Source organism: Oribacterium sp. oral taxon 078 str. F0262, assembly GCF_000160135.1.
In the GTDB taxonomy this organism is placed as follows: Bacteria; Bacillota; Clostridia; order Lachnospirales; family Lachnospiraceae; genus Oribacterium.
Genome location: NZ_GG729935.1, coordinates 501,205 through 514,550 on the forward strand (window position 1 = coordinate 501,205; position 13,346 = coordinate 514,550).

Annotated in this window: 14 protein-coding genes, 1 pseudogene and 1 riboswitch; of the genes and pseudogenes, 6 read left to right on the forward strand and 9 right to left on the reverse strand. The window is 56.5% G+C overall.

Annotated elements, in window-relative coordinates:
- Nucleotides 1–14: 14 nt before the first annotated feature.
- The 6 genes and pseudogenes from GCWU000341_RS09795 to GCWU000341_RS14365 form a co-directional block, all read left to right on the forward strand.
- Nucleotides 15–245, forward strand: a complete 231-nt coding sequence (locus tag GCWU000341_RS09795) for a Flp1 family type IVb pilin (RefSeq protein ID WP_009215822.1) — start codon at nt 15–17, stop codon at nt 243–245.
- A 12-nt stretch (nt 246–257) separates the two neighbouring features.
- Nucleotides 258–2,294 carry a DUF5702 domain-containing protein gene (locus tag GCWU000341_RS09800; protein ID WP_009215823.1) on the forward strand — a complete coding sequence of 679 codons (2,037 nt, stop codon included), beginning with the start codon at nt 258–260 and terminating at the stop codon, nt 2,292–2,294.
- 71 nt (nt 2,295–2,365) lie between these two features.
- Nucleotides 2,366–3,187: a hypothetical protein gene (locus GCWU000341_RS09805; protein ID WP_155812775.1), complete on the forward strand. Its 822-nt coding sequence runs from the start codon at nt 2,366–2,368 to the stop codon at nt 3,185–3,187.
- A gap of 9 nt (nt 3,188–3,196) precedes the next feature.
- A complete protein-coding gene (locus tag GCWU000341_RS12755) occupies nt 3,197–3,685 on the forward strand; it encodes a hypothetical protein (protein ID WP_050761979.1) in 489 nt (162 codons plus the stop codon).
- 12 nt (nt 3,686–3,697) lie between these two features.
- Nucleotides 3,698–3,943 (forward strand): hypothetical protein, encoded by a 246-nt coding sequence (locus GCWU000341_RS09815; RefSeq protein WP_021774703.1) that lies wholly within the window; start codon nt 3,698–3,700, stop codon nt 3,941–3,943.
- Nucleotides 3,924–4,433 (forward strand): annotated as a pseudogene (locus GCWU000341_RS14365) (DUF6382 domain-containing protein); the annotation flags it as partial. The gene GCWU000341_RS09815 and the pseudogene GCWU000341_RS14365, both read left to right, overlap by 20 nt.
- Before the next feature lie 463 nt (nt 4,434–4,896).
- Here GCWU000341_RS14365 and GCWU000341_RS09825 read toward each other — a convergent pair.
- The 9 genes from GCWU000341_RS09825 to GCWU000341_RS09865 all read right to left on the reverse strand — a co-directional run bounded on the left by GCWU000341_RS09825 (nt 4,897) and on the right by GCWU000341_RS09865 (nt 13,319).
- Entirely contained in the window at nt 4,897–5,715 is an 819-nt protein-coding gene (locus tag GCWU000341_RS09825; RefSeq protein ID WP_009215828.1) for a tRNA threonylcarbamoyladenosine dehydratase, read from the reverse strand.
- 12 nt (nt 5,716–5,727) lie between these two features.
- Nucleotides 5,728–7,809, reverse strand: a complete 2,082-nt coding sequence (locus GCWU000341_RS09830; RefSeq protein WP_009215829.1) for a glycoside hydrolase family 13 protein — start codon at nt 7,807–7,809, stop codon at nt 5,728–5,730.
- An 11-nt stretch (nt 7,810–7,820) separates the two neighbouring features.
- Nucleotides 7,821–8,363, reverse strand: coding sequence for a hypoxanthine phosphoribosyltransferase (hpt, locus tag GCWU000341_RS09835; protein WP_009215830.1), 543 nt, complete (start codon nt 8,361–8,363; stop codon nt 7,821–7,823).
- Nucleotides 8,360–9,415, reverse strand: a complete 1,056-nt coding sequence (gene tilS, locus GCWU000341_RS09840) for a tRNA lysidine(34) synthetase TilS (protein ID WP_009215831.1) — start codon at nt 9,413–9,415, stop codon at nt 8,360–8,362. The genes hpt and tilS overlap by 4 nt, the downstream gene beginning before the upstream one ends.
- 96 nt (nt 9,416–9,511) lie before the next feature.
- Complete coding sequence (locus tag GCWU000341_RS09845; RefSeq protein ID WP_009215832.1) at nt 9,512–9,817, reverse strand: cell-division initiation protein; 306 nt, start codon at nt 9,815–9,817, stop codon at nt 9,512–9,514.
- Nucleotides 9,814–10,053, reverse strand: coding sequence for an RNA-binding S4 domain-containing protein (locus GCWU000341_RS09850; RefSeq protein WP_009215833.1), 240 nt, complete (start codon nt 10,051–10,053; stop codon nt 9,814–9,816). The genes GCWU000341_RS09845 and GCWU000341_RS09850 overlap by 4 nt, the downstream gene beginning before the upstream one ends.
- A gap of 3 nt (nt 10,054–10,056) precedes the next feature.
- Nucleotides 10,057–10,407, reverse strand: coding sequence for an HU family DNA-binding protein (locus GCWU000341_RS09855; protein WP_256364649.1), 351 nt, complete (start codon nt 10,405–10,407; stop codon nt 10,057–10,059).
- 70 nt (nt 10,408–10,477) lie between these two features.
- The gene (locus GCWU000341_RS09860; protein ID WP_009215835.1) at nt 10,478–11,107 is read right to left on the reverse strand and encodes an ECF transporter S component; all 630 of its coding nucleotides are present in this window, start codon (nt 11,105–11,107) and stop codon (nt 10,478–10,480) included.
- A gap of 233 nt (nt 11,108–11,340) precedes the next feature.
- Nucleotides 11,341–11,458: riboswitch (FMN riboswitch) on the reverse strand.
- Nucleotides 11,459–11,762: 304 nt separating this feature from the next.
- The gene (locus GCWU000341_RS09865; protein ID WP_009215837.1) at nt 11,763–13,319 is read right to left on the reverse strand and encodes a DUF4127 family protein; all 1,557 of its coding nucleotides are present in this window, start codon (nt 13,317–13,319) and stop codon (nt 11,763–11,765) included.
- Nucleotides 13,320–13,346: the final 27 nt, after the last annotated feature.

Sequence of the window (13,346 nt, forward strand, 5' to 3'; positions counted from 1 at the left end):
AAAGGAGGAAACTTATGAAGCTCTATAAAGAATATCTCCTGAAAAACGGAATTCTGCTTCTCCGCGCTCTCTCCCATAGACTGGGGGCATTCCGGGACAAAGAATCGGGCTTTGGGACGATTGAGCTTGTGCTGATCCTGGTCGTTCTGATCGCCCTCGTCATCATTTTCAGAGACCGGGTCCGCTCCCTCCTCATCACGATCATGGATCAGATCCAGGGCTCCGCCGGCTCCGTCTGGGAGTAGAAGGGAGTATCCATGCGGATAAAGACAGAAAAAAGGGGGACTTGGGAGAGCGCTTCCATCACCGTCTTTCTCTCGATCTGCTTTGTCCTCACAGCGGCTCTCCTCCTGACAGTGACGGAGGCCTCCCGCACTGCCGCGGAGCGCCTGTATCTACAGCTCGCTCTGGACAGTGCGATGGAATCTCTCTTTTCCCAGTACCACAGACCTCTTTGGGAAAACTATCGCCTTCTGGGACTCGAGTATCGGGACAAAGAGGGTCTGAAGGAGGAGCTATCGGACTTTCTCCGCCCTTATATGGAGTCGGAGAATCTCTTCCCTTTGGAGCTCTCCGAGGAGAAGCTCCGCCTTTCGGAAGAGCTTCTCCTCACAGAGGGAATCTCCTTTGAGGAAGAGGTCCTGGAATATATGAAAAGCTCCCTCCCCGGATCTCCCTTTTCTTATCTTGAAGAAAGCGCCGAAGAAGAGGAGGTCCTGGAATCACTGGAGGACTTCTCACGCCTCATAGAGGAGAGCATCCATCTCTCTCCGCTTCAGAGGGAGTATCAGCTCTGCGGCAGCGACTTCTTCGCACTGGAGACCGCATTCTCTGATTTCTCCCACCTCTGTGAAAACGCGGAGAAAAGGAAAAAGGCCGCGGACTCCGAACTGGACTCCGGCTATCTTCAGGGCTTTCTCTGGGAGGCCGCAGAGCTTCAGGACCTTCTCTCCGAACTCCCCGATGCAGCCGGACTCTGCCGGGAAAAGGCGGAGCTCCTTTCGGAAGCTCTCCAAAAGACAGAGGCCGATTTTGAAGCCGGGATGGCGGAACTTTCGGAAGAGGGGCAGGCGATCCTCCAAGAGGAGTTCCGCGCCTATGGGGGCTATCTGGAAGAAAGCGGAAGGATCCTTAGCGAAATAGAACGGCTCTCCGAGTTCTCCGCCTCCCTCTCGGAAAGCGTGCAGGAGATCATGGAGGAGGCAGAAAGCTTTCTAAATGAGCTGGAGGAAGAGGAAGAGGGAGAACATGAGGCGGAGGAAGCAAAGGAGCGCCGGATCTCCGCCTTCTGCCGGGAGAAGCTCGGGGAATGGCGCGCGCTTTCGGAGCTTTCCTTCCGGGAGGGCGGGAGGCGCATCCGAGCGGAAAACATGAAAAGGCTCGAGAAGATTCCGTCTCTCCCGGAGGAGAGACTTCTTTTCCTCTCACTCCCGGAGGGAGAGCTTCTTCCGGGGGAAGAAAAGCTTTATCCTAAGGACCCTCCCTTTCGGGCCGCTTCCTCTGATTCCCCCTGGGAGCTCCCTCTTCTCGGGGAATACTCCCTTTGCTATTTTCACTTCTGGCAAAGCGAGGCCTCGGATCAGCGCCCTCCGAGCGGAAGCCGGGAATGTGAGATCGAGTATCTTCTCAGCGGCGCTACGGACGGTAAAAGCGCTCTCTCCGAGAGCTTAAAAAAGCTCCTTGCGCTGCGGGAGAGCAGGAATCTCTTCTTCCTCTTTCAGAGCAGCAAAAAAAGAGAGGAGGCGAGAGACTTCGCAAGATCCTCTCTCTGCCTCGGGGAAGGCGGGGAAAATCCCGCCCTCCTCTCTCTTCTTACGATCCAGGTTCTCTCCCTCTGGGCTCTCACACAGGCATTTTCTGATCTTCAAACACTCCTCCTGGGCGGAAGAGTGGCTCTCCTTCCCGCGGAGGAGAGCTGGGGATCTTCCCCGGAGATCCTGCTCCGGGCCGGAAGCAGGGAAAGGAATCCGAATCCCCGCGAAGAGGCATCCGCCCCCTCCTACCGGGATTATCTCAGGGCCCTTCTCTTTCACGCCGGTCTTCGCGATCAATCCGGCATCAATACACGGATGCTGCTTTGCATCGAGAGGAATCTCCGGAGCGGAGTCTCTGAATCCGAGGAGGATTTCTGCATCACGGACTGCCTCTATGCCCTGCAGCTTGATGCGGACAGCCGGTCCCGGCATTTCTTCCTCGACCTAAGCTCCGTCCGGGCCGTGAGCGGGAGAGAGACGGAAACTCTGTTTCGTCCGCAGGCGAGGAGTTACTATAAATATAAAAACGACAGTCAGTAGCGATCCCCGCCAAAAGGCAGGGAAAACGCGGAAGCTATAAGAAAAGGCAGAGAAGAAAGGAGTGAAAGAAAGTGAAAACAATCCGGTCCTTCCTCCCTCCGGATCCGACGGACTTAGGGATATTAAAGTCAGAAAACGCCTCTCTCACCATGGAGGCCGCGCTTTCCATGACGCTCTTTCTCCTCTGCGGCTTTCTCCTCATGACACCTCTTCTGATCCTCTCCCGAAATCTGCGGGGCTCGGTTCTCATGGAGGAAAAGCTGCGAAAGCTCTCCATCCTGAAATACGGGGAGCGCTTCCCGTCACTCCTTCGCCCGGGCTCCCTCTCCCCCCTCCTTCTGGATCTTCCGGAGGATGAAGAGCTCCTCTCCTCCTTTTCCGACCGGGGAATGAAGGAGGCCGTCCTCCGCACAGAGAGCGAGGGGGATATGATCCGCTGCAGTCTCCGCTACGATGCCGCTCTCCCCTTCCCCTTTCTTCTTCAGCGTTCCATCCCCCAGGAGCTAATCGCAGGCCGCCGGGCCTTTGTCGGAGCGGATCCCGCGCGCTGGAAAAAGACAGCAGGAAACGAAGCTGAGGAAAGCCTCGTCTATATCAGCGTCCTCCGCCCCGACGTCTACCACCTCTCCCGGGACTGCAGCTACATCTCCAATGCCTTCCTCTCCTGCCCCGCAAGGCAGATCGACGGGCGTCCTGCCCGCTACGGCGGACGCTTCTCCCCCTGCAGGAGCTGCCGTCCATCCCCGGACAGCCCCCTGGTCTACTACACAGAGGCCGGAAGGCGCTATCACAGCAGTCCGGACTGCCCCGCCATGCAAAGCTATGTCAGCACAACCACTCTCGAACGGGCCATCGCCGCCGGGAGACACCCCTGCATCCGCTGCGGGAGATAAGGACTGAAAATGAAACTTTCAAATCTCTCCCCCTCCTTTTGCTGTTTTCTCCTCTTTTTCTCCATCTCCGCTCTCTCTGACCTTCTTAGAAAAAGGATTCCCCGATGGATCTTCTGGCTTTTTCTGCCGCCGGGGCTCATCTCCTTCCTGCTTCCCCTCCTCCCTCCGGAAAAGGGAGGAGCCCTCTCCCTCCTTCTTCTCCCGCTTTCCCTTCTGCCCGGATTTCTTTTACTCCTTCTGAGTCATTTCAGCTGCTCCGCACTGGGAAGAGGAGACGCTGTCTTCTTCCTGATCTCCGCTCTCTACCTCCCTCTCCGAAGCCTTCTCTTTCTTCTCTTTTCCGCAGTATTTGTAAGCGGTCTGGTCGGGGCTTTTCTCCTGATCCGGCTCCGCTTTCAAAGAAGAAGCGCCCGCTCCCTGCGCTTTCCCTTCCTTCCCTGTCTCCTCCCCGGTCTCCTTCTCCTCACCGCGATATCCCTCTTCCCCTCCGCTTTTTGAGAAAGGAATTCCATGTACACTATCGAAGCGAGCTATCTCACCGCGCTCACCTTCCTGATCATCCTCTCCCTGATCGGCGGAGCGCTCCGAATTCACCGTAAAATCTATCATTTTTCGAAGAAGAAATGGAGAACAGAGTATCGAAGCCATGAGATGGGAGGAGAAAAGGAGCTTTTCCGCCCGGAGCGCTTCCTCCGGGAGCATACATTGCGAGAGCGCAAAGAAAGCGAGGTTTTTGATGAACAAGAAGATCCCTGAGCTTAAGACCCGCACAGAGAAAAGTCCCTCCGGCAGCCGTCTTTTGATCGAGGGAGGCTCCTTCCGGGAGGATAACTACGAAAATAAGGTCCTTCAGAACGGCAGAATCCCGGGATCACTCCCCTTCCGCCCTCTGCTCCGGGATGAAGAGGTCCTCTTCTCCTACGATATCAGCTCCCTGGAAAGTCTGGACAGCCGCTGCCGAGAAAAAAAGCTGGATTATCGGGAGCTGTCTGTCCTCATGGAGAGCCTGAACGGACTCCTTCTCTCCCTGGAGGAATATCTGCTCCCGGAAAAGCTGATCCTCCTGGATCCCTCCCTGATCTATTACCATCCGGAGGAAAAGCGATATCTTTTCCCGCTGCTTCCGGAGAGGGAAAATCACTTCCCCCTCTCCCTCCGCGCCCTTCTCCGCCGGGTACTGGAGGAGATCGACTATCGCTCTGAGCGGAGCATCATCCTCGCCTATTCTCTCTTTCGCGAAAGCTGCAGGGAGGATTTTCGGATGGAGGAGCTCATGCGTATCGTTCGAAAGAACGGGAAGAAGGCCAGGGAAGAGAGACAGAAAGCGGAAGGCGGAGAGAGGGAGAAAAGGAGGAGGAAAGAGAAGGCAGAAGACTCCGATCTTCGGGCATCTCTCGAAAAGATTGCTGAAGAGGGGATCGAAACCGCCCGGCGGGAAGGTCCGGAGGAGGACAAGCTCATCCTGAAAAATGGAATACTCCGCCTCCGGGAGGAACGAGAGAGAGAAGAAGAGGAAAGCCCACTCCTTCTCCCGGCGGAAAGCAGCTCTCTTATGATAAAAGAGACAGAGCTGACTGAGATCGCAGAGGCTGAAAAAAAGAGACAGAAGCTTCGAAAAAAGCAGGTCTTCTGTCTCTTCCTCATGTTGCTTTTGCCGCTTTGCTTCTATCTCTTCCGGGGGCTCTCCTTCCTTCTCAGGATGCTCCCTCTCATCTTCCTCCTGGAATGCGCTCTCCTCTGCCTTCTTCTCTTCGACCTTCTTCTCGCAAAGCTTCCGGAGGAGAAAAGCAGGGAGGAGAGGAGCTTCCGTCCCGTCTCCTCTCAATCCCCAGAATATCCCGTATGACCTCTCCGCCGAGAATCATCCCCGCGACGGATGGGACAAAGGAGACAGAGCCGGGGAGCACTGCCGCATCCTCTCCCTCCTCCCTCTCCGGATCCACCGGCTTCTCCCTGGAATAAACCACCTTCAGGGAGGAGATCCCCCGCTTCCGAAGCTCCCGCCGCATCACCCTTGCGAGCGGGCAGACACTGGTCTCATAGATGTCCGCTACGGAAAAGGCCGTCGGATCCAGCTTATTGCCGGCGCCCATCGCACTGATAATCGAAACCCCCGCCCTTTTCGCCTCTTCGACGAGGGCGAGCTTCGCGCTCACCGTGTCCACGGCATCCACGATATAATCATAGTCCGAGAAGCGAAAGACCTTCTCTCCCTCTCCCGGAAGATAGAAGAGCTTATGGACCTTTAACTCACAGTCCGGATTGATATCCCGGACCCGCTCCGCCATGAGCTCCGCCTTCGCCCTTCCTATGGTGCTGTGCAAAGCGATCAGCTGCCGGTTCAGATTGCCAAGGCTCACCACGTCACTGTCCACGAGCTCCAGCCTGCCGATCCCGCCCCTTGCGAGAGCCTCCGCCGCGAAGCCTCCGACTCCTCCGATCCCGAACACAATGACCTTCGCCCTTCGGAGACGCTCCACCGCCTCGTCCCCGAGCAGGAGCCTCGTCCTCGAAAACTGATCCGACATCGCTCCTCCGCCTCACTTCAATTCCGCCACGTAGATCTTTCCCGTATACGGCTGCATATAGCTTCTAAGGCAGCCATTGCTCCCATAGCGCTTCGTTTCCCCCGCATTATAGTGAGCCTGGTCGGTCTTCAGAACCCTTCGGATCAGCATGGTATCGGTCAGCCCGGTCCTCCAGATCGGGATCTGGAGCGCATATTCCTCCGGACCCGAATTGATCGCGACGATCACAACCTGGTCTCCCAGAAGTCTCGCATAGACGATGTGCTCCTTTCCCGCCATGAGCGGCATCAGGGAGCCGCCCGAGAGCGCCTTATAATAGCGGTGCGTCCTGCTCAGGTACTGATGGTACTCCAAAAGCTCCAGATCCTCCTTCCCCCAGGGAAACGGTCTCCGGCTGTCCGGCTCTGTCCAGCCGCACATCCCGACCTCATCTCCGTAGTAAAGAGTCGGCGCACCGGGCCAGCTCATCTGTATCATCGCACCGAGGCGATAAATCTCCGGCCGTATGCCCTCGTCCGCGCTCCCCGGCTTCGATATCCCGATCCTCCCCGCCCGCTGATTCGTCCTCGTCATGAAGCGGGAATGGTCGTGATTTGAGAGCTGATTCATCGCAGAGAGCAAGGAATTCTCCGGAAGCTTTGCCATATTATAGCTCATCGTGAGGAAAAAGCTCTCCCCGTCTCCCCGAAGCTCGGGGTTTACCGTGTCGGAATGCTTCTCCACCCCCGTCAAAAACCAGCTGACCGGCTCCATAAAGGCGTCATAATTCATCACGGTGTCCCATTCCCTGCCGTTCAGCCAGTTCTGGGGATCCCCGTAATGTTCCGCCAGAATCACCGCCTCGGGATTTGCCTCCTTCACAACCCTTCGGAATTTCTGCCAGAAACGATGATTATAGTCCTCGGAATGCCCGAGATCCGCCGCAACATCCAGTCTCCAGCCATCGCAGGAGAAGGGGGGACTGACCCAGCGCTTTGCGATCTCTAAGATCCTGTTCTCCAGCGCCTCCGAATCCTCATAATTCAGCTTCGGGAGCGTGTCATTTCCCCACCACTTCTCATAGCTTTCATTGTTCGGCCAGGCCTCCGGGCGGTCGTCCGCGAAGGAAAAATAGCTGTGGTAGGGACTCTCCTTCGATTCGAAGGCGCCGGGCTCATAGCGGCCGCTCTCCTCAGAGCCCGCCTTTGTCGAGTAAAAGCCGCTCCGATTCATCCACTTGCTGAAAGAGCCGCAGTGATTAAAGACGCCGTCAATGATGACGCGGATCCCCCTCTCATGGCAGGCCGCGACAAAGGAGGCAAAGTACTCATCCGACGCCCGGAGATTCTCGGGATCCGTCGTCCGGATCCGATACTTTTCCGCAAGGTGGTTGTCGAGCTTTCCCTCCGGGAGCTCTGAGCCGCCGTCCCTCACAATGCAGGCGATGTGCGGATCGATATGCTCATAGTCCTGCGTGTCATACTTGTGATTAGAGGGAGAGACGAAGAGGGGGTTAAAATAGATCGCCCGGATCCCAAGAGCGCTGAGATAATCCAGCTTTTCTAAAACTCCCTGCAGATCTCCCCCGTAGAAACGATAGACATCGAGCTTCTCGATCGGGCTCTCCCAGCTCTTCGCCGCATGCGCGGGATGTCCGAGATAACTGTATTCCCGTTCCACCACATCGTTCTTCGGATCTCCATTTCGGAAGCGGTCGATGAAGATCTGGTACATGAGCGCGCCCTTCAGCCAGTCCGGGATATGAAAGTCGGGGATCAGGCGAAAGGCATAGCGGGGATCCCGGTCCTCCGTGACACCGAGACGATTATAGAGGAGGCGCTCCTCCCCTTTCTCGATGAGAAAGACATAGCGGCGCTCCTCCTCCCCCATCACGACCTCGGTCTCATAGTAGTCAAAATAATGATCGCTCACATGGGCCTCCATGGCGATCTTAGTTCCCTCCTCCGGAAAGGAAAGGTATACTCCGTCCACATCCTGCCGCCGCACCCGGAAACGAAGCCGCACGCGGTCTCCGGGCTTCGGCTCGTCGGGAGAACGATAGAAATCGATCCCTGCGGTGTAAAGCGCTTCCCTGTCGATAGGACTGTGATCCATGGCCTCTCCTCTCACGAATTTTCGGAGTCCGGGAACTCCACAACGCCGATATACGGCAGGTTCCGATAGCGCTGGTCATAGTCCAGCCCATACCCGACGACAAAGCGGTCCGGGATTGCAAAGCAGGAATAACGGACCGGGACATCCTGCAGCCGGCGGGAGGGCTTGTCGAGCAGCGTGCAGATCTCCAGGGAGCGGGGTCCCCTCTCAAGGAGAAGCTTCCTCAGGTGATTCAGCGTGGATCCCGTATCAATGATATCCTCCACGATCAATACCTCTCTCCCCATGAGAGGCTCATCCAGATCCTTCACGATCCGCACAATCCCCGAACTCTCCGTCCCGCTGCCATAGCTGGAAACCGACATGAAATCCATCGTGAGCCCTTCATTCTGAATTCGCTTTGCGAGCTCGCAGAGAAAGACCGCTCCCCCCTTTAAGATGCAGATCAAGTGAAGGGGTCTTCCCTTATAGTCACTGGAGATCTGAGCCGCCAGCTCCCGGATCCTTCTTTCGATGCTTTCCTCCGATATCAATTCCTTGATCCGCTCTCTCATCGCTTTTTTCTCCCTTTCATACTCAGAACCTCCGAATGCCGGAGAAGCCGAAGCTCCTTTCCCCGGATATCCGCCGTGATTTTCTCCGGAAGATCCAGATGCGCCCCGTTCCCGCTGAAAAGAAGGCGGTCCAGTGCGTCAAAATGTACCGCCCCCCAGTCCTTTCTTCCGGGAGAAAGACGCTCCGACATAAGAAGAAGAAGCGTCCTTCGGAGGATAGGCCGGAGCGGGCGGAGGGAAAGGACAGAGATCCGAAATCCCCAAAGCTCTCCGCCTTCAAGGAGCTCCTCCCCCTCTTTTCTGAAAATCTCCTCTGCCCTCTCCAAAAGAAGGTCCTCGGCCTCTCCGATGAGCTCCGCCGTCCGGAGTATATGAGGAAGCGCTCCGGCATTCAGCCTCTCCGCCTCCGGGAGGATCCGCTCCCGGATCCGGTTCCTGGCATAGGATAGATCCCGGTTCGTGGAATCCTCCCGGTGCGCGATGCCTTTCTCCGAAAGCTCCGATAGGATTTCCTCCTTCAGGATCGGGAGCAGGGGGCGGATGATGCCGTCCTTCTCCGCCTCCATGCCCCGGAGACCCCGGAGACCGCTCCCCCGGAAAAGATGATAGAGCACGGTCTCCGCCTGGTCATTTCCATGCTGCGCTACAGCGATCTTTCCCCTGCCGCCCGCTCTCTCGGGAGCCTTATCCATGATCTCACTGAGGCAGTCCCGAAGGCTTCGGTAGCGAAGCAGCCTCGCCCCCTCCTCAAGCCCCAGGTGATGCTTCCGGGAAAACTCCGGGACATTGACGAAAATCCCGTGAAAGGGGATCTTAAAGCGCTCTGCGATCTCCCGGCTGAATTCCAGATCCCGCTCCGCCTCCTTCCCCCGGATCCCGTGCTGCACATGGGCGGCATGGAGAGAGAAGGAAAGCTCTCCCCGCAGCTTTTCCAGGATAAGGAGAAGATAGACGGAGTCCGCACCGCCGGAGAGAGCGAGCAAAATCGTGTCTCCCGCTCCGATCAGTCTCCTCTCCCGGATAAAGCGCTCTACCTTCTCCCCTGTTTTCATCCGCTGTCCTTCACCGCATGGCCCGGATCTTCACCTAGAGCAGAGAAAGAGGAAGGTTAGATTCGCCTTCCTCTTTCTGTCCCGTCTATGCTTTTCTCAATTCTCAGGCTTGACGATAATTTCATCCGGCATCTTCAGGCCGAAGATTTCTCTCGCCTTCTCGATGATATATTCCCGGGTTTTCACATAATCCTTTTTTTTACTCAGCTCTGCGGCGCGAAGCTCCTCTTCCTTCAGTTCCGCATCGAGACTCTCTTCCAGCTGCTGATAATCCCTGCATTTTTCCCGGAGACCGGAGCTTCGGTAAGAGACGATCAGCGCCAGAGAAGCAACAACCGCAAGGATCCCGATCATAGCGATCCGACTCGCAGGTCTCTCTTCTCTTTTCGCAGACTTTCTCATAGATAGCGAAACAGCTCCGACGCCTCCTCCTTCCGAATACTATCCGCCACCGATAAAACCTCCGCGCGCACGGATTTTTCTCCGAAACGGATCTCCAGGATATCCCCGGCCTTGACCTCATAGGATGCTCTCTGGGCTTTTCCATTTACGGAAACCCTTCCCGCATCACAGGCCTCGTTCGCCACAGTGCGGCGCTTGATAAGCCTCGATACCTTCAGGTATTTATCCAATCTCATGAATCAGTTGATCCTATCCTTCAGCGCCTTTCCGGCCTTGAACCTCGGTGCCTTGGATTCCGCGATCTTCATGGTCTCACCGGTCCTCGGGTTCCTTCCCTCTCTTGCGGCCCTCTTGGAAACCTCAAAGGTTCCAAAGCCAATCAGCTGAACCTTCTCGTCCTTCTCCAGGGACTCGGAAATCGAATCGAAGACAGCCTTCACTGCAGCCTCCGCATCCTTCTTGGAAAGCTCGGCTTTCTTAGCGACTGCTGCTACCAAATCCATTCTATTCATTATCATTTCCTCCATGGGTACCGCGGAACTGCTGCTTCTTCTGAAATCTCCGTCGGCATTTTCTTTCCTTGGGGACAGAGCTTCCCCTCTCCCTGCACGTTTGCATTATAGCTTTGGAGAGGCGGTCTGTCAACAAAGACAGGGGCTTTTATTCCCCTCCATGGAGAAGCGGAGAGAGCTGCTTATAGATCAGGAAGGTGATGAGCACATCGACCATCCCCTTCGCAAAGGTAAAGGGCAGATTGAAGATAAGAAGAGATTGGAAGATGCTCTTTACGGACGGAAGAATCGCCTGATAGGCGGCCAGAATCGTCTCCTTCGGCATGAAGTTATAGTAGACCGGATAGACCACATAGAGATTCGACGGCAGAGAGAAGAGCGCCATCGCCGCGGCTCCGCTGACGGAAGCGAAAATCGCCCCCCGCTTCGTCTTATTCCGCTGATACAAAAATCCCGATACTCCCACAAAAACCGCCCCGAGCAAAAAGTTCGAGAGCTCTCCCACACCGAAGCTCCCGGAGCTTATGCCATGCAAAGCATTCTTGATGAACTCGATGAGGATCCCGTAGAGCGGCCCGAGGGCGAAAGCCCCGATGAGCGCCGGGAGATCCGAGAAGTCGAACTTGATAAAGCTTGGAATGAGAAGCGGGAGCGGAATTTCGATCAGCATGAGAAGATAGGCGATCGCGGACAAAATCCCCGCCGCTGTGACCCTCCTCGCGCTTTCCCTGCCTCTCATAAAATACTCGCTCTTTCGAATGCTGCTCTCTTCCTTCATAGGACCTTCTCCTTTCCGTTCCCGGCCGGAGGCCGGGAAATCCCCGCGCCCCGAGGCAGTCTCATCAGCGGACTGCCCTACAGGCGCATTTCACTTCGAGAAGCCTCTCCTTTCCGCAGAAAAGGTTCCGCAGAAAACGATACTCCGCTCCCCATTCTTCAGATCCTCGAAAAGGTCCTGTCCCAAAAAGGCAAACGCCCCGGGATTTCCCGGGGCGAAGACTTTAAAAAACATGAACTCTTCTTCCGTCCAGACTATACTGTTGGTACCGGAGTCGCACCGGTTCAGCTGCTCTCGCAGGTCGCGGACTTTACCGCCAGTGGGGAATCGCACCCCGCCCTGAAGATGATTTTATTGTAACGCAAAAGGCCGGAAAATGCAATTTGGCTTTTCTTTCTTTCCGACGGCATTGCTGAGAGAAGCGGCCGCGCGCAATGCCCCCGCCCTCCCGCCGGCTGAAGCCGAGACGTCTATAGCGCCATGTGATCGTCTCCCCGCCGGCTATATCCAAGGCGTCTTTGCCGCCGGGCGATTGTCCTCTCGCTGAGCGGAGCCGCATCATCCGCGCCGCCGGGCGATTGTCCTCCCGCTGAGCGGAGCCGCATCATCCGCGCCGCCGGGCGCTCGTTCTCCCGCCGCTTGAATCCAGGGCCGCTCAGTCCTCTTCTCCCAGCCCGCAGTCCAGGGAGAAGTACCAGGCGCCGTCCCAGTGAAAGCGAAGGTCCCGGAGAGAGAGCTTCTTCCCCTTCAGCATCCCTGACAGCTTCTCCATGAGGAGAGCCCGAAGCCTTTCCAGAAAATACTCTCTCGCCTCCGCCGCATTTTCCCCAAGATGATAGGGATCCACCCGCTCTCCCTCGCTCCGACACTTTTCCACGAAATCTCTCAGCACATTGGCCTGGCAGAGCCAGTCCGCCGTGAGGGCTCTCCCGAGAAAACAGTCCGACACCTCCTTTTGCCGTTTCATGCCGGAGAAGTCTCGATAATAGGCCGCGATGAGGAGCTGGGCGATCACCGTCCCATTGCTGTTCTCCGCCGTGTTCCAGCCCGCAAAGGCGCTGATCCTGTCCTGAAGTCCCATCTTCACCATGAGATCCATGAAAAGATTGTCGGCTCCGTTCGCCATCGCGACATCAGAAAGCCCCACGGCCCTTTGATATCTTTTCTTATAATATTCAATATAGCGGAGAAGCTCCAGCGGGTTCATGCTGTTTCGGAAGCGAAGATCCGCCTTCTCCTGCTCCATGGCCTCGAGCTGTCCCACCCCGGAGGCGTGAACGGCGAGCATACAGTCCGAATCCGAGGCCGCGTCGGCTGTAAGCGCTCCCGCAGACAGAAGCTGCCATCGGATGCTCTCCCCGAGAGCCCGGTCCTCATATTTCGGAATCATGGCCGCAGCGCTGAGGGAGGAGAAGCGCAGATAGACAGACGGCGTCCAGCCGACCTCCAGATTAAAGATCCTCGCAAAGAGAACAGAGCCCGCTTCATCCGCACCCGGATAGATATAGGCCCGGTCAAAAAGCCTCTCCTCCCGGAGCTTCTCCTGAATCAGCTTCTGGTCCGATGCCGCATAGCCGTACTCCGCCGTATCATCCTTCGGAATCGTGAGCGTATCGAAGACCCCGTCCCGGAGAAGGCATATGCTCCTCAGGTTCATCGAAAGATCCAGCTTCCTCCGGCGGAGGAAATCCTCCAGATATCGCTCCGGAATCTTCCCCTTCAGTAAGGGAAGCTCTGCCCTCTCCTCCTCCGCCGCCTCTCCTCTCTCCAGCTTATCCAGGAGATATCCATATCTCCAGATCAAATAGCCGTAGTCCGCCCAGTAATCCGGGTCCTCCTGGGCGCTGTTGTAGGCGGCGGCTCTTGCGACGAGATGAAGCGCATGGATCTTAAGACCCGGTGCCCTCCTTCTAAGCTCCGAAAAGCGCCGCATCCTCTCCTCACAGCTCTCCATCCCCTCCTCATGGATCCGGGAGCCGATCAGATTTCCGTAGAGGAGAGTGTCCACAGAGAGGATCGCATAGCTGCATTCCTCCGCGTGGAGGAAGATCCAGTCCCAGATCTTCTCCCGCTCCGCCGCCCTTTTCAAGCTGCCCATCAGAGCCCGCTCCGGGCGGAGGATGCTGAGACAGTCCGTCATCAGACTCAGCTGATAGGGAAAATCATAATTGCAGTCCCGATCGTCGAGGGGAACATATAATACTTTTTTCATCGCGCGCCTCTCCTTAGGCCCTGCTCC